The sequence below is a fragment of the Pseudomonas sp. GM49 genome (assembly GCF_000282355.1).
Classification (GTDB): Bacteria; Pseudomonadota; Gammaproteobacteria; order Pseudomonadales; family Pseudomonadaceae; genus Aquipseudomonas.
In genome coordinates this window covers 13,226-32,527 of sequence record NZ_AKJL01000140.1, presented here as the reverse complement: position 1 = coordinate 32,527, position 19,302 = coordinate 13,226, and the positions used below count along the sequence as shown (strand labels likewise).

The window sequence follows — 19,302 nt, the reverse complement described above, 5'->3', positions numbered from 1 at the left end:
CTAGCGCATCGGCGTCTGCCGCCGCTGCGCCGGCTCGCAGACGGCCGCTCAGGTCGAGCTCCCACGAGACGTCCAGACCCACACTGGTGGTTTTGATATCTGGATAACCCTGTTTCGTGGCCGAGTTGAAGCCGCTGCTGCGGTCACTGCCGGAGACGGATGCTCCGACGCTCGGGAGCAGCCAGGACTGGCTGACCGTTTCTCCGGCACGCGCGGCACGCAAGCGCTCGGCGGCAATCTTGACGTCGCGGTTCTCCCGCGCGGCTCGGCGCACCAGATCCGTCAGCAACGGGTCGTGGTAAACCTCCCACCATGCCGCCTCGGGTTCCATCTCGGAGGCCGTACTCGCGGCGAAGTGGCTCGGTAGGTCGACCGATGGCTTGACGACCGGCGTGGAGCAACCGGAGAGGGCGAGGGAGATCGCAGTGGCAAGGGCTGCCGCAATAACGAAGCCAGTCGTGCGCTCGAAGCGCTGCAAGGTTGTCCGACCGGTGTGATGGGACAGCGGATGGGAAGTGAAAAATCGCGACATCAGAGTGAGCTCGTGTAAATTCGAGGTTGCATCAGCGTAGGTTCGGGTGCGTACGAAGTCGTCAGCGAACCGTCGCGGTTCGGTCGCCATGCGCTCATTTATGTTTATGTTGGAAGCAGTCACTCACGGTCAGTGTCTACAGCCTTCTCACTGACGGCCGACGCTAGATCCGAGTCAATCGACTCCAGCAACTCTTCGGCAGACGAGAACTCGCGTTGACGACCGGTGACCAGGTTTTCGAGGCGGCCCACCAGGGCCCCCGGCGCGGCATCACTGCGCAGCTTGACTACGTATGCGCGGCGGCTCGGGTACTTGGATTCAGGGTTCAGGCTCATCACGGACCAAGGGGCAAAAAAATTCGACGACAGCGTAGGCCGCCCCTTGAGTCGAGTCGTAAGCGAAAGGTCAGGGTTTGGTCGGGACAACGCTCGCAAAACAGAGACGGTGATCACCGGAACGCTTGCGGCCAAGCGGTTTTAGCTCACGCTGAGTGGGAGCGATATCAGTTCACCAGGCAATGGAGGGGACGCCGTCGCTTCAAGTCGACTTGGCAGACTGAAGCAGTGAATGCGCATGTTTCGCCAGTTCGGTTCCGTCAATTTCGGGCAATTGGTCAATCAGAGTCGACAATGCCTGATGGTCCTCGGCCGTAGCCTCGTGGTGCTCACTCAACTCCACCCGCGCTAGCAGCTCCAGCCACGGTGCTTCCTGGACGCGAGCCTCTTCAACTGCGCGGCGCACCGCAACGCTGCCAGCGTCGGGCCGACCCTGAGTTCGTGCGATCGCGGCCTCCAGCAGCAACAGCTGCGGCAGGAATACGCGCTCTCCCAGTTCCTCTCCCACCCGGAGTGCTTCCTGCAATTGGATGTGCGCTGCGTCGTAATCACCTGCCAGTAGCAGCGCCTCGGCGGCGTAGCCGAGTACCTCGCTGTCACCGGAGCGCATGCCGAGTCCGGTGTGTTCCTCGTAGGCCTCACGGATGTGCCGGTAGCCGTCGTGGGGGGCACCGTTGCGCGCGTCGGCCCAGCCGCGCCACCAGCGGCAAGCCGTGCGCCCAAGCGCGAGCGAATATTCATCGACGAGGTTCTGCATGTCGTCAGCCAGCGCTGCCACCCGCTCAGGGTTTCCCAGTCGTACCTCGATCAACACCTCCTGCCAGGTAGCGACCAGCCATGTCATAGGTTGTCGAAGCGCCTGTGCGCGGGTTCGTGCCTGCTGCATATGGGTTCGTCCTTGCTCAACCAGACCAGACCGCACCAGCTCGATGGCCAGCATACCGTGCAGCATGACCTGGGGATCAGCCGCAAAGATCTCGTTTGTCCCGATGCCCAGCGGCTCGGCAATCGCGAGGGCTCGTTCCAGCCAGCGGCGGGTCGTTTTCGTGCGCCCCTGGAGGTGATGCACCTCGGCTTGAACGATGCACGCCGCCAGCATGAGCTCTGCATCGTTTGCGTTGAGGGAGAGCGCTTCAGCACGCTCCGCCACTTCCAAAGCCTGCGAATAGTCGCCGCGTAGACCGAGCAGATAGCCGAATCCATGCAGCAGGCGACCGCGCATAGGGTGCTCGGGTACATCCGCGAGCAGCGTGTACGCCCGTTCGAAAGCGCCCTTGGCTTCGCTACCGACACCGAACATGTGGAAAGCTGAAACCCCCTGCAACGTGGCCAAGGTAATTTCGAGCGTATCGCGCTCCGTCCCTTCGGGTGCCTGCATAAGCAGGAGTAGGGCGCGCTCAGTGAGGCTGATGCACAAGTCCGGGCTGAAGTGCAGCAGCGCGGCTTCTGCGGCCTCGGCGTAGTAGCGCAGCGCGATCATCGGCAGCCGGGCACGGTCGAAGTGCATCGCCAGTTCCGAGGCAGCAACCGGCACACCGGCCGAGCGCTCGCGCTCGAGGGCAGTGCCAACCCGGCCATGGAGATCGATGCGCAATGAACGCGGCGTACGGTCATACAGCACCTGGCGAAAAAGGGCGTGTCGGAACGAGTAAGGAGGCTCTACCGCCTCGTCAACATCGAGAGCCCGCGATTGTGTGAGCCATACCTGCTCACGCATCAGTTCCTCACAGGCGCCGATCACCGAAGAGAGATTGCGCTCAAGGGCCAGCGAAACCGTCTCAACCCGGAAGTCGGCCCCGCACACCGCAGCCGCGCAGAGGAGTGTACGTTGCTCCGGACCAAGCTTGGCGATGTAATGATCAATGATGGCGGCCAGGTTGTCGGGAACCGCCAGATCCGCCAGTCGAGCTTCGATGGTGGTTTCGTCTTCCTTTGCATCCATCACCTCACTGATGATTGAGGAAACGAACAACGGCACACCGTCGGTCCGTTCGTGCAGGGCGCGCACGAAGGCTTCATCACGTGCCAGTGAGGCTGAACGCAGCGCCACATAGTCGGCGATTTCAGTTTCCGAAAACGGGTCGAGCACCACTTCCTCGCACAAACGTTGCAGACGCAGTTCGTGGCGCAATGAGCTGAGCGGATGGTCAAGCGCCACCACTTCGGCAAGGCGGAAGCTGGACAGCCACATCAGGCGCGCTCGGCCACGTCGTCTCGCGATGTAGTCGATTAGCTGGACCGTCGCCCGATCACTCCAGTGCAGGTCTTCGGTCACCAGCAACAGCGGGCGCTGCTCTGTGTAGCGGTCTAGCAATTCGCCCATTTCCCGCAGCATGCGGTCCGGACCGACGCCCGCCAACTCGCGGCGCAACGCTTCTCGCTCTTGTGCGGTACTCAGCCACGGCAGTTGCAGCAGCCAGGTCGGCGCCACGTCACGCAACAATGCCGGCAGGCTCGGGTCGCTGCGGCACAAATCGGCCAACGCCTCCAACACCGGCAGGTACGGTTCGCCGGTGCCGTAGTGCTCCACGCAATGGCCGCGTGCGCAAGCAATGCCGCCAAGGCTGGCGAGGAAATGTTCGATCAACGTGGTCTTGCCGATCCCCGGTTCTCCAGCAAGCCAAACCACTGCCCGCTGACCGCCACCGGCCCGCTCCCATGCCCGTTGCAGCCTGGTGACCTCGTCGATGCGACCGATGAATGAAGGCGACGGACGTGTACCGGTCGCCTTAACCGCCGGGGATGTAGGTGGTATCGAAGAAGCAGAGGAGGACACGGCGATGAAGCGATAGCCGCGCCGCGACACCGTCTCGATAAAGCGAGGGTGCCTGGGGTCATCGCCCAACACCTTGCGCAGATCGCTGATGGCCGTCTTGAGAACCGAATCGCTGACAAACCGATGCCCCCACACGGCGTCCAGCAAGGCGTCTTTGGATACCAACGACCCCGGCTGGCGTGCGAGTACGCATAACAACAGAAAAGGGGTCGGCGCCAACGCCACCGCTTCCCGATTACGCGACAAACAAGCGTTGGCCTCGTCGAGTTCGAACTCGCCAAAGTCAAGAAGGACGGGGGTCGGATGGGGCTGCGGACGCGCCACGGTTGATTCCTGAAGACTAAAAACATGGTGGTGCGCTGAAGATTCGCACGGGATTCGGTCGTCTTCGACCTGGGCCCGGACCCCTCGCAGTTACGCACTTCAGTCCTGGGCCATTGCTCTCATGACAACGCTGATCAACTCTGAAGCCAAGCGTCGTCGGTCGGAAACTGGCACACGCACAACTTCACGCCATGAGCCTAATTCGCCTTAGTGCGGCCAGTTAGGCCTGTATCTCAGCTCGTCCGTTCGGTCACATCACGGCTTTTCAATGATCTCAAAAAATTAATAACAAAAACATCAATATTGAGTTTTATCTCAATTTTACATGCCTTGATTCTGCCTAACGATGAGACCTGCGCGCCTCGCGCTAGCCCAACCACCATCCCGACCGTGATCGTTACGATTACCCGGAAAACCCTGGCGTGCGATTATTCCCAAATTTACGGGCATGCACCCAGTCGATGTTGAGCTACTCTTTTCTTGCCAGTTCCCAATGAGGAACTCGCCATGTGCGGCTAGCCGTTAACAAAGCCTGTTGAAAATTTCCCGTTTTTTTGGCTCGCTCGCCTTGAAAGACACCCCCTTGGACACTTGGGGGCGAGTGAGCTGTTCAATAATTACGCAAAAGATGTGTGTAACGAAATCGATTGAGAGCCGGCCCGAGCAGTCAGGCTGTCGGCTCATGTAGGTTTCGCGCCACTTCAAGGTTGACTGTCCACTGGCGGATGCCTGGTTCAGGTGTCCAATTCTCCTGGCGCGACGGGAGGCATGCGATGCGGCAACCCAAGATCGTAATCGTCGGTGCAGGATTGGTTGGCGGATCAGCAGCCCTGTTTGCGGCCGTGGCTATTCCGAGCGCCGAGATCGTCATCATCGATGTCGCGCGAGTACGGGCAGAAGGGCAGACGCTGGACCTCACCCATGCAGCAGCATTCTGGGGGCACAATCGCTTCTATGCCGGTGATTACGAGAACGCACGCGATGCGGACATCATCGTAATCACCGCTGGTGTCGGTCTGAAGCAAGGGCAGACTCGTCTGGACTTGGCCAGAACCAATGCGGCCATTGCAGCGGAGATTGTGGATCGTACTGCACCGTTGGCCCCAGATGCGATCTACGTAATCGCGACCAACCCCTGCGATGTGTTGACCAGTGTCGTTTTTGACCGCCTGCGTTGCGCGCGCGAGCGCGTTATCAGCACCGGCACCTCCCTCGATACCGGACGACTTCGATCGCTGCTCTCCGAGCGGCTGGGCGTCGTGGCGCCTGCGATTCACGCCTACGTTCTCGGCGAACACGGCGAATCCGCGGTGATCGACTGGTCCGGCGCGACGGTCTCCGGAATGCCCCTCGATATGTTCCTGGCCAGGAGCGGTAAAGAGTTGGGGCCTGCCAGTCGCGATCTGATCCTGCGCTCCGTGCACGAGGCAGCCACGCTCATCAAGGAAGGCAAGGGCGCCACCCACTATGGAGTCGCCAGTGCGATTGGGCGAATTTGCCAGGCCATCGTACATAACACCGACCTCATTCTGCCGGTCGCTGTCGTGCATGCTGAAGTCGAAGGCGTACCGGAGGTGTGTTTGTCGCTGCCGATGGTGGTCAATGGCAGAGGTGCGCAGTTACTGGCTTATCCGGAACTCGGCCCCATCGAGCGCGAGGCCTTGCAGCGCAGTGCGTGCATCGTCAAAGAGGCAACCGACAGCGTGCTTCTCGCCCGTTAGGGAAATTGCGCACGCACTGAGTAAACCGAACAGCGCCGCCAAGAGGTTTATATCATGGCTGTATTACCCGCAAAGGATTCGCAACCTGCAAGCCCGGCCACGACGAAACCGACGCCATCGGAAGGGCATCTCAGTAATGTCTGGAAATTTCTCGTCCCGGTGGGCATAGGTATCGTCCTCTGGTTCCTGCCGGCGCCGGCTGGCCTCGACGTGAAGGCGTGGCACATGTTCGCCGTGTTCGTCGCCACCATCGCCGGCATCATGACCGCCCCTCTTCCGATGTCGGCGGTAGCCATTATCAGCGCCACGGTGGGCGTGCTGGTTGGCGTCGTGTCCTTTGCCGACGTCACCAAATCCACGGGGACGGACCTCGTCTGGCTGGTGATGCTCGCCTTCTTTATCTCCCGAGGCGTGATCAAGACAGGACTGGGGCACCGCATCGCACTCCTGTTCATGCGGCTGCTGGGCAAGCGAACCCTGGGGCTGGGTTATGGACTGGTCATGACTGAACTCCTTATTTCGCCCGCCATGCCCAGCATCACCGCTCGCGCCGGTGGGGTGATGCTGCCGATTACCCGAGCGATGTCGGAGGTCCTCGGCAGCCATGCCGATGACCCTGAATCGCGCGGCAAGGTGGGGAACTATCTGATCCTCTGTGCCTTCCACGCCAACATCATCACCGCAGGCATGTTCATCACGGCGATGGCGGGAAATCCCCTGGCGGTCAAGATGGCCGCGGACCAAGGCGTCTCAATCAGTTGGCTCGAATGGGCGGTGGCAGCATCAGTTCCCGGTTTGCTGTGCCTTGCCCTCATTCCGGTAGCCTTGCTGTGGATTGTCCGGCCGCAGATTCGCCAGACACCCGATGCGAAGGCCCTGGCACAGAGAGAACTTGTAGCAATGGGGCCCATCTCGGCCAAGGAAATCATCATGGCGGTGATCTTCGTTGGCTTGCTGGTGCTTTGGATTTTCGGTGAGGATCTGAAAATCGGAGCGACGCTGGCGGCGGCTCTCGGTGTCTCGTTGCTGTTCATCACCGGCGTACTGACCTGGCAGGATGCCCTTAATGAGAAGTCCGCCTGGGACACCATGATCTGGATCGGCCTGCTGATCATGCTGGCCTCCAAGCTCAATGAGTACGGCATGGTTTCGTGGTTCGGCAAGGAGTTCGGGGCACACCTGGAGGGTTTCCCGAGGCTGGCTGTCTATATGCTGGTGGCGGCGATCTATTGCTACATCCATTATTTCTTCGCTAGCGCCACGGCACATATCAGTGCTCTGTTTCCCCTCTGCATGGCGCTTATGGTCGCTGCCGGCATCCCGCCATTCACTGCAGCGGTCGCTCTCGGCATCCTGAGCAGCGTCAACGGTTGTCTGACGCAATACGGCATCGGTTCCGGGCCGGTCATGTTCGGTGCCGGTTACGTCACCCAGGGGGAATGGTGGAAGACCGGTTTCTTGATGAGCGTCATCTACATGGTTATCTGGCTGGTCGTCGGCCCGCTTTGGTGGCAGTTGCTTGGACATGTTTGACACGGCACCGGAGAATCGAAGTAGCCAGCCACCTGATTGAGAAGAGCGGTACCGCGTTGCGACACTGGGTGCGCTATCTGTTGACACCTATGTACGGATGCGCAGCAGTCGAGGAACTGGAGATGGATCAATCATCGCGCATCGACCTGTTACCAGTCGGGTCAGGTCAGAGCCTCTACGCTGAAGGGGTATGGTAAAGCAACGTCTGCTCCTGGCCGTTTTCTGCCCATCGCGAGAGGCAGAAAACGACCCATAGCTGCCTGTCAGTTGTGTCTACAGAACCAAGGGCAATTCACTTCTCAATCAGCGCTCACACTTCTCGCGTGGGCCTTTTTCCGCACCAAATTGATGATCAACAACACGCTGGCCGCGATCCCCTGCAAACCGCACATCCCCCCGATGAGGTTTGTACGAAACATGATCCAGACACTAGCGCCCAACAGCAGCGTCAACAGCACCCCAAGCAAAAGCAACGGGAGGTGTCGCACAGAGGGGGTATCTTCTAGCCCGTCAGCAAAAATGCTCCAGCATGCCCATTGCGAGAACAGCAACAACACGATCCACAGTAATTTCCCTTCCCAGTCTGTTATGGGGCGTGATGTGAGCAGCAAGATCGGCATGTTTACTACGAACGAGAGGGTGAGGAAGTACGTCGTGCAGAAAGGAACGGTATAGGCTGGCAGTGCAAAGGCTATCTGGATCAACTTGAGTACTTGCAGTCGAGTGATCAAGTCGCGTGCTCCTGGCGGGTTGCATTTTGCCAAATCCGATGGCCGCCCCAGTGACTATAGATCAGAGGGCAATACAGCGCTGGGTAACCTAGGACTGTCTTAGTCGTATATCTGATGTCAGCTTTTGGCCGGTAGTTGCCCGTCGCGAGAGGCAGAAAACGGCCCAGAGTGTGTAAAAACACAATTACGCTCAAAGCCCTGTATCAAATTTTTATTTCGTTGTACGTTGAAGCCGCGGGCGGCCTTGAACTGAATGATGACCGTCCCCGGCCACAATACTCGCAAAGGAATGCACATGATCGATGGTCCCGCCGTTTTGACAGTCCTTTTGGTTTACCTGGCCGGTGTCGTTATTCCAGGGCCAAATTTCGTTGCAGTAGTCCACAAAGCGGTAGCTGCTACGCGGTCAGAAGCTTTGGCCTTGGTAGCAGGCATCGTATTGGTCAATTTATTCTGGGCCACCTGTGCAATCGCAGGTATCGGCGTTGTATTTGCTGCGTTCCCTTGGGCGGCGCTGATCGTAAAAGTTCTGGGGGCAGCCTATCTGATGTGGTTTGGATTCCGACTGCTGCTCAAGGCCGGGAAGAGCGCGCTTGCCCCCGGTAATAATGCCGTCGTTGGAAACTTTCGGCAGTCATTCATTCAGGGGGTCGTTACGAACATTGGCAACCCTAAATCCATGGCCTTCTATGCCGCTATTTTCTCAGCGGCAGCCCCCACCCACGTTTCACCAAGCACGTTTTTATCGATGCTGGCAGTCGTAGTGGTGGTTTCGATGACTTGGTATGGAGTGGTCGCAATCGCTCTTTCGCAACCTGAGATCGCTTCAGCGTATCGAAGGAGGAAAAAGGCTATTGATCGATTATGCGGTGGTTTGATTTTGTCTCTAGGGATCCGGCAGCTGGTTCAATAAGTCTACGATTGAGTATCTATCCAGCCCGAAAACCCTTGCTATGATTTCCGAGGACTTCATCGCAAGGATCGCCCATGAAGCGCTTTATTCAAGGTGAACATCGGAGTCAAGGTACCTTGCTTCCCGAGAGCCTCGACGATTACGTCAGCGACACCGATCCAGTGCGAGTAGTCGACGTTTTCGTCGACGAACTAAACCTGGTCTCCTTGGGTTTTGACGGCGCTATTCCGGCCGACACAGGCCGTCCTGCTTATCACCCGGCGATCTTGCTGAAGATCTATATCTACGGTTATCTCAACCGCATTCAGTCGAGCCGACGGCTGGAACGAGAAGCCCAACGCAACATCGAGCTGATGTGGCTGACCGGGCGTTTGATGCCCGATTTCAAGACCATTGCCAACTTCCGAAAAGACATGAGGTGGCAGCACAGGAAGGTCGAAGCTGACGCGCTGTTTGTGCAGCACCTCAAGCGTTCAATGCGGGCCATTGATGCTGGATGAACCCCGTGTCAGACGCTTGAGCGCGATGACCATCAGGCCCCCGGCAACCAGCATTCCCGTGAGAAAAAGCGGATAGGCAACCCACCAGGGGACGGCCGAGGTCATCATGCTGAACTCGGACATGCCACCAATGCTGGCGATCAGGTTGAGAGGCAGGAAGACCACATTGATCAGCGTCAGTTTGCGCAGCAGGTTGTTCATGGTGTTGTTCATCAAATTGCCCCGTGCATCGATCAAGCCGGCAAACACCCGAGAGTAGATTTCCGCCTGTTTGTTGCACTGGGTGTTCTCGATGATCAAATCGTCGATTAGCGCGATCGCCTCGACGCTGAAGTGCTCTTTTTCTGCATGATTGCGCAACCGGGTCAGGACAGCTCCATTGCTGTGAATCGCATTGATGTAATAGATCAGGCTTTCGCTGAGGTTAAACATCTGGATCAGATGGCGATTCTCCATCGAGGCGTTAAATTTCTGCTGCAACTCGCGAGCCACCATCTTGATCACCTTGAGGTGACCCAGGTAGTGGTGGAGGTTGTTGAACAGTATGTCCAGCAGCACATCCTGCGGCGTGTGCAAGGGGTGCCGCTCCCCCAGGCCACTCAACTGGGAATCGTCAGTCGCGATTACCAGCAAGCGTGATTGAGAGAACAGCAAGCCGAACGACGAGACCTCGAAGGCCAGGCTTTCTCCGCCCGAGTAACTTTCCGGTCGCTTCCAGATCAAGAACAGGTTATCCGGGTGGAATTCGATGCGTGAGACTTCGTCAGGATCCAGTGCCGAAGCCAACGCGTGATCGTCCAGTTTGAAATCGCTGCGCAGTAGATCCCGTTCTGCGATATCGGGATTGCTGAACAACATCACATCGGCATTGAGGTGTTCAACCGATACCAGTGCCCCATTGGCGAGTTGAAAACTCTTGATCACATCTGACCTCTGGCGTTATCGACTGAGCAAGCCCATGTCTTGCAGGATGCGTGTCGGATCAAGCATTCACCACGCCTGGCCGCGACGCTTGAGTTCCAGGCGCCGGACGAATTCTTCCAGCACAAGTGAATACAAATCGTCCTGCAAGTAAGCGTCTTCGATGCCGGCATCCATGTTCGGATTGTCGTTGACCTCGATCACCACCACCTTGTCGCCGGACTGCTTCAAGTCGACTCCGTACAAACCATCACCAATGAGGTTGGCGGTCTTCACCGCGAGTTCGACCACCGCTCGTGGTGCCTCGTGGACCGCGAGGGTCCGGCATTCCCCATTAATGTCCTGGCCCTTGGCTTTGTGGTTGTAGATCTGCCAGTGACCTTTGGACATGAAGTACTGGCAGGCGAAAATCGGCTTGCGGTTGAGCACGCCGATGCGCCAGTCGTACTCGGTGTAAAAGAACTCCTGAGCCAGCAACAGCACCGAGTGTTCGAATAGCTCAGAGGTGGCTTCCAGCAGAGCCTGTTGGCTTTCGACCTTGATTACGCCCCGGGAAAAGCAGCCATCGGGAATCTTCAGCACTAACGGAAAGCCCAGGCGTTCACCCACTCGCTCGAAGTCTTCCGGTCGTTCCTTGTAGAGAATCTCGGTTGCCGGCATACCCAATTGATGGCTTTTCAGTAGATCAGTCAGGTACACCTTGTTGGTACAGCGCAGGATTGAAGCGGGATCGTCCATCACCACCAGACCTTCGCTTTCCGCCTTCTTGGCGAAGCGATAGGTGTGGTTATCCACGCTGGTGGTTTCGCGAATCAACAGGGCGTCATACTCGGCGATTCGTGAATAGTCTTTCTTTTCGATCAGATCGACATCAATACCCAAGCCTTTGCCGACCCGGATGAAATTCTCCAGTGCCTTGGCATTGGAGGGCGGCAGCGCTTCTTGTGAGTCATGCAAAATGGCCAGGTCGTAGCGGGCTACGCGTGGTGAACGTGGCATTCGCCATATCTTGCGGCTGAAGCTGTCCAGCGAGTTGGCAAACTGATCTTCCTGGTCTTCGCGTAACTTTTGCAAGACACCGGACTTTATTCCATCGATGCGCCAACTATTACTTTTACGGAACTCTACCAGGAGGATCGGGCATGGGAAGATTTCAAAAATTTGCCGTGCCAAGTCCTGTAGCGGTTCAAGATTGGTTTTACCGAAGTACAGGGTGAGCGTGAATCCTTCGGTATTACTGTAAATGTGATTGTTCAGTGCTTTGTCCAGGGTTTTACCCAGATCATCCAGCGCCAGGCCATACAGTGATTTTTTGGTAAGTTCGCTGATAGTGCGCACGGATGGAATAACTTTATGGCCGCGTGCTTCTGCCAGTAGTGAGCAGTAGTATCCGTGTCCCAGATACTTGTAGCTTCGGCACAGATTAATAACCTGAACGCGCTTGCCGGCTTCGATCTCAAGAGGCTGTTCCAGGTACTCCTGCGCACTCATCACATCCTCCGAGGGGAAGTAAGAGGTCCAGTCTTCTTTTCGCTCAACAATAATAATCACCTGGCTGGATCTTCTTGATGCCTCCGGTAAATAAGTCAGGTTTGATATTGCCGCTAATCGATTTTGCTCTGATACTTCACGCAAGCCACCCTGTACCGCTGACATATGAAAAGGTCCGTTGGAGAACAAGTCCTTATCTATTAAGCACGATACTTTTAAAAAGTCTCGTTTCGTTACGCAACTTTTACGGTGGGGCTATGAGTCTGTTATTTCGCAATGCTACACACGATGATCTGAAGTCTCTGCTGGAGCTGGAGAACCAATGCTTTACCTCTGATCGACTGACACTGCGCAGTTTTCAGTGGATGATCAGCCGAGCCCATGCCAGCCTGATCGTTGCGCAAGACGGGGGGCAACTGATGGGCTACTGTCTGGTCCTGTTTCACCGTGGCACCTCTCTGGCACGTCTGTATTCAATCGCTATCGCCACCCACAGTCGCGGCCTCGGCCTTGGAAAACAGCTATTGGATCAGGCGGAGGATAGCGCTCGCGCTCACGACTGCGCCTACCTGCGATTGGAAGTGCGGCCGGATAATCCCGTCGCTATCAGTCTTTATGAGCGTAACGGTTACCGACGCTTCGCTGTGGTTCACAACTACTACGAAGACCATGCGCATGCGTTGCGTTTGGAGAAGCGCATTCTGCAACATCGGGAAAGCCGTGAATTCCAGGTGCCTTACTACCAACAAACCACTGAGTTCACCTGCGGCCCGGCTTGCCTCTTGATGGCCATGAGGGCATTGCAACCCGATCGCTTGATCGAGCGCCGGGACGAACTGCAAATCTGGCGTGAAGCCACGACGGTGTTCATGACTTCGGGGCACGGTGGGTGCAGTCCCCAAGGATTGGCATTGGCGGCCTGGCGACGAGGGTTTCGAGTACGCCTGCAAGTGAGTATCGCCGGTCCGCTATTTCTCGACGGGGTGCGCGACGAACATAAAAAGGAGGTGATTCGCCTGGTACACGAAGAGTTTTGCACGGAACTTCGGCAGAGTGATGTGGAGCATGTCAACAGCAACCAGCTGGATCTGGCGCTCACGCTGAAGGCCGGCGGTCAGCCCTTGGTGTTGATCAGCAGCTACCGTCTGACTCGCTCCAAAGCCCCGCACTGGGTCATTGTCACTGACTACGATGAAGACTTCGTCTACCTGCATGACCCGGACATCGATCACAGTCAGCACCGTCAGGCACTCGACTGCCAGCATCTTCCCGTCAGTCACAAGGCGTTCGACAAGATGTGTGCTTTCGGCGGCAACAAGCTGCGCGCCTCAGTGACGCTTTACGCACGCGAGAAGTCCAGCAACGGAGTGCAGCTGCCTCCAGCACAGAAGCATTGTGTTAATGGGGCCTCATAAATCGTGACTTTAAAGACTTTACCCTCGTAAATCTTTGCTTAAGGAATGAAGCGATACCCAACCCCCGTTTCGGTGATGAGGTGTCGCGGCTGGGAAGGGTCTGCTTCGACTTTTTTACGCAGGCCTCCCATGAATACTCGAAGGTAAGGCGTATCGGTGGTGTGCGATGGGCCCCACACAGCCTTGAGCAGTTGCTGATGCGTCAGGACACGGTTCGGGTGTGCGCAAAGATGGACCAGCAGGCGGTACTCCAGCGGTGTCAAATGCAAAGGGGCGCCGGAGCGTTCCACGACACGCCGTTCCATATCAATCTGCACGTCGCCAAAGGCCAGGACCGTATGGTTCTCGGTATCCTTTACGTGTCTGCGTAGCATTGCGCGTACGCGAGCCAGCAGTTCTCCGGTGCCAAACGGTTTCACCAGATAATCGTCGGCACCCGTGTCCAGGGCCAGGATTTTGTCAGACTCCGCACCACGGGCAGACAACACAATGATAGGCACCGGTGACCAGCTCCGTACGTCCCGGATCAGGTCGATGCCGTCTCCGTCGGGAAGCCCCAGGTCGAGTACGATCAGGTCAGGCCGGCGGGTACCCGCGTCAATGAGGCCCCGGTGAAAGGTATCGGCTTCAATGACTTCCAGGCCTTCAGCCTGCAAGGCCATGCGGACGAAACGGCGAATTTCCTTCTCGTCCTCAATGATCAGAACATGGGGCATTGATTCGCTCATGGCTGCTCCTCGTCAGCTTGCTGCGCAAAGGATTCGATGTCTGGGGGGGCTTCACGGGGCAGGCGTAGCGTGAAGCAAGCCCCACCCGTGGATCGCGTGACGCCCTGAATAGTCCCTCCATGGACTTGGGCAATGGCCCGGCAAATGGCCAGGCCCAACCCCACGCCCGGAATCGAGCTCTCCTTCTTGCCACGCATGAATTTATTGAAGATGTCATCTTCATGACCGTGGGGTAGCCCGGGGCCTTCATCGGCGACCCACAACTCGATATGGTCCGGTGTGGTCCTGGCCCCCAGGTTGATGGAGGTGCCCTGTGGTGTGTACTTAACGGCGTTTTCGAGCAAGTTGATGAGGATGCGTTCAATCAGTACCGCGTCGATGTGTACGGGGGGCAAGTCATCGTCCAGCGCCACATGCACCGAACGCTGAGCCAGAATCGGCTGGATGGCCCGCAGGGCGCTGCCCACCACTTCTTCGATGGGTTGCCACTGACGGTTCAACACCACTTTGCCCGATTCCAGGCGAGCCATGTCCAGCAGGTTGTTGACCAGGGTATTCATGCGCAGCGCCGACTCACCCACCGCTGTGGCGATCTCGGCAGCTTCGCCAGTCAAGGGCGGCCGAGTCAGTTTGAGCGCTTCGGCCAGCCCGACCATCACCGAGAGTGGGGTGCGCAGGTCGTGGGAGATTGCTGAAAGCAACGAGTTGCGCAAGCGCTCGGATTCCATTTGCACCGTCGTATCCTGAGCCACGTTGATGTAGTGAATCCGTTCGAGGGAGATAGCCAGCAATGATGCGCAGGTGTCGAGCAGGCGACGTTGTTCCGGCACCACGAGCCGGGTTGTATCCCTTGGTTGCACCGCCAGCACCCCGCGTACCCGCATGGGTGCCGACAAAGGCAAGTAGAGCGTGGAGCTGGCGGGCAGGGTGTCAGTGCCGTAGCCGGCCGGTTCGGTTTTGTCGAAAGACCACTGGGCGATGGCAACGTCTACCTGCGGTGCCTCGCCTGTGACCATGGGGGGCAATAGCTTGTTGTTGTCATCGGCGACCAGCAAGGCAGACCGGGCACCAAATTCGGCAGACAGAAACCGTGCGCTGATGTCGGCGACCTGTTCGGTCATCAGCGCGGCGGACAGCAGGCGAGACATGTCGTACAGCGCGCGCATGCGGTCTTCGCGCCGTTGTGCCACCCGTGCCTGATAAGTCAGGCCGGCGGTCATTTGCCCGATGACCAGAGCGACCACGAGCATGACGCTGAAGGTCACCAGGTACTGGACATCGGCGAAAGCGAACGAAAAACGCGGTGCTACAAAGAAGAAGTCGAAGGATGCCACAGAAACAAAGGCCGCCAGGATGGCCGGGCCGCGACCAAAGCGCACTGCCACGGCGACGACGGCCAGCAGGAAGATCATGACGATGTTGGCCTGTTCGAGCACATGCAGCATGGGCATGGCCAGCAGGGTCGTCACTGAGCAGACCGCCACGCTCCAGACATACGATCGCCAAGCTATTGGGCTACCGCGGGTTTCAGACGTCGTTTCGGCCTGGGGGCGTCGGTTGGCCGGGAGCGAGACTTGAATCACGTCAAGGTCGGCGCCCAGTTCACCGATCCGCTCGGCCAGTGCTTTTCGCCAGTATCGACGCCGTGGACGTTCGTCCCGGCCCAGCACGACTTTTGAAAGGTTGTACTGCCGAGCGTACTTGATCAGTACTTCAGCGATGTCCTGGCCGGCCAGGGTCGAGATTTGCGCGCCCATCTCCTGAGCCAGTTTCAAGGTCGCCAGCACGCGACGACGCTTGGCGTCGGGCAAGCGCTGCAAGGCCGGGGTTTCGACATACACGGCATGCCAGGGCACATTGAGCTGAGCGGCCAAACGAGCCGTTGAACGGACGGTCTTTTCGGCCTGCTCATGGGGGCCGACACAGGCGAGCAGCGAGTCGCGGGTGCCCCAGACCGGTTTGACCGCGCTACTTTGACGGTACTGCAACATGTCGCTGTCGACACGGTCGGCGGTGCGGCGTAGCGCCAGTTCCCGCAGGGCAATCAGGTTGCCTTTGCGGAAGAAGTTCTGCACCGCGCGTTCGGCCTGTTGCGCCAGATAGACCTTGCCTTCCTTCAAGCGCTGCAGCAGGTCGTCGGGTGGCAGGTCGACGATGACCACCTCGTCAGCGTTGTCGAACACATGGTCGGGCACGGTCTCCCAGACACGAATGCCGGTGATGCCGCCGACAATGTCGTTCAGGCTTTCCAGGTGCTGGACGTTCATGGTTGACCAGACATCGATCCCGGCACTGAGCAGCTCTTCCACGTCTTGCCAGCGTTTGGGGTGTCGGGAGCCGACCACGTTGGAGTGCGCCAGTTCGTCAATCAGGATCAATTCGGGGTGGTGCGCGAGTGCGGCGTCCAGGTCGAACTCGGTCACGGTGCGGTTTTTGTCGACGACCTGTTTGAGGGGCAGCTGTTCAAGACCCTCTGTCAGCGCCAGGGTTTCGGCACGACCGTGGGTCTCGACCACGCCGATCAGTACGTTTGCGGTTTGCAGTTTTGCCGTATGGGCAGCGGCCAGCATCGCGTAGGTCTTGCCGACGCCGGCGCTGGCGCCGAAAAAAATCTTCAACCGACCGCGTTTGGCCAGCGCTTCCTCTTCGCGAATTTGGGCCAGTAGCTGGTCCGGATCAGGACGTTGGTCGGCCATCAGGCTCACCGTGTGTTAGCGCTCAATGTGCGGCGTCGAGTGCCAGGTTCAGGGCCAGGACGTTGACCCGGGGTTCGCCGAGAACCCCCAGGATCGTGCCTTCAGAATACTCGCTGATCAGCTGCTGAACCTTCTCGATGGGCAGGTTACGCACCCGAGAGATCCGGCCCGCCTGGTACAACGCTGCCGCGATGCTGATATGCGGATCAAGACCACTGGCGGAACTGTAGACCAGGTCAGCGGGCACCGTGGCCGTGTTGCCGGGATCAGCCGCGCGCAAGGCTTCGATCCTGCCCTTGACCGCATCCATTAGCGCCGGGTTCAGCGGCCCTTGGTTAGAGCCACCCGAGGCCAGCGGGTTGTAGGGCATGGGGCTGGTAGCGGAAGGGCGGCTCCAGAAGTACTTCGGATTGCTGAAGCCCTGACCGATCAACAGCGAGCCCACGGTTTTGCCATCTCTTTCGATCAGGCTGCCGGCGGCCTGTTGAGGAAAGACCAGACTGGCGATACCGGTGGTGAGCAGCGGATAGGCCAGGCCGGTGACCAGTGAAAAGGCGATCAACAGGGTCAATGCCGGACGCAGCAGAGTTGCCATGACAGTGCTCCCTCAAACCAGACCGACGGCGGCCAGCGCCATGTCGATCATTTTGATGCCAATGAATGGAACGATTACCCCACCCAGCCCATAGATCAACAGGTTGCGCCGCAATAACAGTGCTGCACCGACCGGGCGGTATTTCACGCCTTTGAGCGCCAGGGGAATCAGGAAAATGATGATCAACGCGTTGAAGATCACGGCCGACAGCACCGCGGAGTTCGGGCTGCTCAAGCCCATGATGTTGAGTGCCGCGAGCTGCGGGTAGGTGGTGACAAACGCCGCCGGCACGATGGCGAAGTATTTGGCGATGTCGTTGGCAATCGAGAAGGTGGTCAGCGAGCCACGGGTCATCAGCATTTGTTTGCCGGTTTCCACCACCTCGATCAACTTGGTCGGGTTGCTGTCCAGGTCCACCATGTTGCCGGCTTCCTTGGCGGCTTGAGTGCCGGAATTCATGGCCACGGCGACATCCGCCTGGGCAAGTGCCGGGGCGTCATTGGTACCGTCGCCGGTCATGGCCACCAGCCGGCCTTCGGCCTGGTAACGGCGGATCAGCTCCAGTTTTTGTTCGGGGGTGGCTTCGGCCAGAAAGTCATCGACACCGGCTTCGGCCGCGATGGCGGCGGCGGTGACCCGGTTGTCGCCGGTCACCATTACCGTCTTGATACCCATGCGGCGCAATTCGACAAAACGCTCCTTGATACCGCCCTTGACGATGTCCTTGAGCTCAATAACGCCCAATACCCTGGCGTTGTCCGCCACCACCAACGGAGTGCTGCCTCGACGAGACACGTCCTCGACGATGGTCTGCACCGCATCCGGGAAGTGCCCGCCCAAACTCTGGACATGGCGCAGGATCGCTTCGCCTGCACCCTTGCGCAGTTGCCGGGCCCCCATGTTGACACCGCTCATGCGGGTTTGCGCCGAGAAGTGCACGAAATGCGCGTCGAGCGCCGCAATGTCCCGTTCACGCAGGTTGAACCGCTGTTTGGCCAACACCACAATGCTGCGGCCTTCGGGTGTTTCGTCTGCCAGCGATGCGAGCTGCGCCACGTCGACCAGTTCCGCTTCCTTGATCCCCGGTGCCGGTAAAAACGCCGAAGCATGGCGGTTGCCCAGGGTGATGGTGCCGGTCTTGTCGAGCAGCAGAACATCCACATCACCGGCGGCTTCTACAGCACGCCCGGAGGTGGCGATCACGTTGGCTTCCATCATGCGGCTCATGCCGGCCACACCCACGGCTGACAGCAGACCGGCGATGGTGGTGGGAATCAGGCAGACCAATAGCGAGATAAGGACGGTAATCGAGACGGGTGCCCCGGATTTGGCCACCGCAACTCCGAACAGCGAGAAGGGCAGAAGCGTTACCGTCACGCCCAGGAACACAATCGTCAGCGCGACCAACAAAATCGACAAGGCGATTTCATTCGGGGTCTTTTGCCGTTTGGCGTTCTCGACCATGGCGATCATGCGGTCGACGAAGGTTTCGCCAGGGTCGGCGGTCACGCGGACGACGATCCAGTCCGATAACACTCGAGTACCACCGGTCACGGCCGAGAAGTCGCCACCGCATTCGCGAATCACCGGGGCCGACTCGCCGGTAATGGCGGACTCGTCCACCGAGGCGGCGCCTTCGATTACCTCGCCGTCGGCGGGGATCACCGAGTCGGCGAGGTCGCCGGACTCAACCACCACCACATCGCCTTTACGAAGATCACTCGACTGAGCCAATTGCCATTCGGCACCGTAGTGTGGCTCGCGCAGTTTCTTGGCCCAGGTTTCCTTTTTCAGGTTGCGCAGGGACGCCGCCTGAGCCTTGCTGCGACCTTCGGCCAACGCTTCGGCGAAGTTGGCGAACAGCACGGTAAACCACAGCCATAAGGCAATGGCCAGGATAAAGCCGCCACTGGCCTCGCCCTGGCCACGCAGCGCCTGAACCCAGAGGGCGGTGGTGATGAGCGCACCGATGTAGACGACGAACATCACCGGGTTACGCCACTGGATCCTGGGGCTGAGCTTGTGCAGAGACTCGACCGTGGCCGGCCCTATCAGTTTTGGATCGAACAAGGAGAACGCTTTGCGAGTCAT

14 protein-coding genes and 1 pseudogene are annotated in these 19,302 nt (G+C 58.6%); 5 read left to right on the top strand and 10 right to left on the bottom strand.

Annotated elements, in window-relative coordinates; all coding sequences use genetic code 11:
* The 3 genes from PMI29_RS15945 to PMI29_RS15955 all read right to left on the bottom strand — a co-directional run.
* On the bottom strand, positions 1 to 532 hold a 532-nt coding region (locus PMI29_RS15945), incomplete at its 3' end, for a TolC family protein (RefSeq protein ID WP_007997683.1).
* 119 nt (positions 533 to 651) lie between these two features.
* Positions 652 to 867 carry a hypothetical protein gene (locus PMI29_RS15950; RefSeq protein ID WP_007997681.1) on the bottom strand — a complete coding sequence of 72 codons (216 nt, stop codon included), beginning with the start codon at positions 865 to 867 and terminating at the stop codon, positions 652 to 654.
* A 202-nt stretch (positions 868 to 1,069) separates the two neighbouring features.
* Entirely contained in the window at positions 1,070 to 3,967 is a 2,898-nt protein-coding gene (locus PMI29_RS15955; protein WP_007997679.1) for an AAA family ATPase, read from the bottom strand.
* A 773-nt stretch (positions 3,968 to 4,740) separates the two neighbouring features.
* Here PMI29_RS15955 and PMI29_RS15960 point away from each other — a divergent pair.
* Both PMI29_RS15960 and PMI29_RS15965 read left to right on the top strand, forming a co-directional pair.
* The gene (locus tag PMI29_RS15960; protein WP_007997677.1) at positions 4,741 to 5,688 is read left to right on the top strand and encodes a lactate/malate family dehydrogenase; all 948 of its coding nucleotides are present in this window, start codon (positions 4,741 to 4,743) and stop codon (positions 5,686 to 5,688) included.
* 54 nt (positions 5,689 to 5,742) lie between these two features.
* Positions 5,743 to 7,221: a DASS family sodium-coupled anion symporter gene (locus PMI29_RS15965; protein WP_007997675.1), complete on the top strand. Its 1,479-nt coding sequence runs from the start codon at positions 5,743 to 5,745 to the stop codon at positions 7,219 to 7,221.
* A gap of 299 nt (positions 7,222 to 7,520) precedes the next feature.
* Here the strand turns inward: PMI29_RS15965 and PMI29_RS15970 are convergent, their stop codons facing one another.
* Positions 7,521 to 7,952 (bottom strand): hypothetical protein, encoded by a 432-nt coding sequence (locus PMI29_RS15970; RefSeq protein ID WP_007997673.1) that lies wholly within the window; start codon positions 7,950 to 7,952, stop codon positions 7,521 to 7,523.
* Between the two features lie 295 nt (positions 7,953 to 8,247).
* On the opposite strand from PMI29_RS15970, the gene PMI29_RS15975 reads away from it, so the two are divergent.
* Together PMI29_RS15975 and PMI29_RS15980 are read left to right on the top strand one after the other, a co-directional pair.
* Positions 8,248 to 8,865, top strand: a complete 618-nt coding sequence (locus tag PMI29_RS15975; RefSeq protein WP_007997671.1) for a LysE family translocator — start codon at positions 8,248 to 8,250, stop codon at positions 8,863 to 8,865.
* Between the two features lie 74 nt (positions 8,866 to 8,939).
* Positions 8,940 to 9,278: pseudogene (locus PMI29_RS15980) on the top strand (transposase); the annotation flags it as partial.
* 60 nt (positions 9,279 to 9,338) lie between these two features.
* Here PMI29_RS15980 and PMI29_RS15985 read toward each other — a convergent pair.
* Positions 9,339 to 10,289 carry a magnesium transporter CorA family protein gene (locus PMI29_RS15985; RefSeq protein ID WP_007997667.1) on the bottom strand — a complete coding sequence of 317 codons (951 nt, stop codon included), beginning with the start codon at positions 10,287 to 10,289 and terminating at the stop codon, positions 9,339 to 9,341.
* 66 nt (positions 10,290 to 10,355) lie between these two features.
* The gene (locus PMI29_RS15990; RefSeq protein ID WP_033052346.1) at positions 10,356 to 11,942 is read right to left on the bottom strand and encodes a RimK family protein; all 1,587 of its coding nucleotides are present in this window, start codon (positions 11,940 to 11,942) and stop codon (positions 10,356 to 10,358) included.
* A gap of 92 nt (positions 11,943 to 12,034) precedes the next feature.
* On the opposite strand from PMI29_RS15990, the gene rimI reads away from it, so the two are divergent.
* The gene (gene rimI / locus PMI29_RS15995) at positions 12,035 to 13,192 is read left to right on the top strand and encodes a ribosomal protein S18-alanine N-acetyltransferase (protein WP_007997664.1); all 1,158 of its coding nucleotides are present in this window, start codon (positions 12,035 to 12,037) and stop codon (positions 13,190 to 13,192) included.
* Positions 13,193 to 13,230: 38 nt separating this feature from the next.
* Here rimI and kdpE read toward each other — a convergent pair whose 3' ends face one another.
* Genes kdpE through kdpB form a run of 4 tightly spaced genes read right to left on the bottom strand, consistent with a single transcriptional unit; the run spans position 13,231 to position 19,302 of the window.
* Positions 13,231 to 13,920 carry a two-component system response regulator KdpE gene (gene kdpE / locus PMI29_RS16000; RefSeq protein WP_007997662.1) on the bottom strand — a complete coding sequence of 230 codons (690 nt, stop codon included), beginning with the start codon at positions 13,918 to 13,920 and terminating at the stop codon, positions 13,231 to 13,233.
* Positions 13,917 to 16,616, bottom strand: coding sequence for a two-component system sensor histidine kinase KdpD (kdpD, locus tag PMI29_RS16005; protein WP_007997660.1), 2,700 nt, complete (start codon positions 16,614 to 16,616; stop codon positions 13,917 to 13,919). Before kdpD ends, kdpE begins: the two co-directional genes overlap by 4 nt.
* Before the next feature lie 22 nt (positions 16,617 to 16,638).
* Entirely contained in the window at positions 16,639 to 17,211 is a 573-nt protein-coding gene (kdpC, locus tag PMI29_RS16010; RefSeq protein ID WP_007997658.1) for a potassium-transporting ATPase subunit KdpC, read from the bottom strand.
* Positions 17,212 to 17,223: 12 nt separating this feature from the next.
* Positions 17,224 to 19,302 (bottom strand): potassium-transporting ATPase subunit KdpB, encoded by a 2,079-nt coding sequence (gene kdpB, locus PMI29_RS16015; RefSeq protein WP_007997656.1) that lies wholly within the window; start codon positions 19,300 to 19,302, stop codon positions 17,224 to 17,226.

Bases quoted from the DNA above. Each gene is read 5' to 3' on its own strand.
- PMI29_RS15950 (WP_007997681.1), bottom strand. From the start codon at position 867: ATGAGCCTGAACCCTGAATCCAAGTACCCGAGCCGCCGCGCATACGTA.
- PMI29_RS15960 (WP_007997677.1), top strand. From the start codon at position 4,741: ATGCGGCAACCCAAGATCGTAATCGTCGGTGCAGGATTGGTTGGCGGA.
- PMI29_RS15965 (WP_007997675.1), top strand. From the start codon at position 5,743: ATGGCTGTATTACCCGCAAAGGATTCGCAACCTGCAAGCCCGGCCACG.
- PMI29_RS15975 (WP_007997671.1), top strand. From the start codon at position 8,248: ATGATCGATGGTCCCGCCGTTTTGACAGTCCTTTTGGTTTACCTGGCC.
- PMI29_RS15990 (WP_033052346.1), bottom strand. From the start codon at position 11,942: ATGTCAGCGGTACAGGGTGGCTTGCGTGAAGTATCAGAGCAAAATCGA.
- rimI (WP_007997664.1), top strand. From the start codon at position 12,035: ATGAGTCTGTTATTTCGCAATGCTACACACGATGATCTGAAGTCTCTG.
- kdpE (WP_007997662.1), bottom strand. From the start codon at position 13,920: ATGAGCGAATCAATGCCCCATGTTCTGATCATTGAGGACGAGAAGGAA.
- kdpD (WP_007997660.1), bottom strand. From the start codon at position 16,616: ATGGCCGACCAACGTCCTGATCCGGACCAGCTACTGGCCCAAATTCGC.
- kdpC (WP_007997658.1), bottom strand. From the start codon at position 17,211: ATGGCAACTCTGCTGCGTCCGGCATTGACCCTGTTGATCGCCTTTTCA.
- kdpB (WP_007997656.1), bottom strand. From the start codon at position 19,302: ATGACTCGCAAAGCGTTCTCCTTGTTCGATCCAAAACTGATAGGGCCG.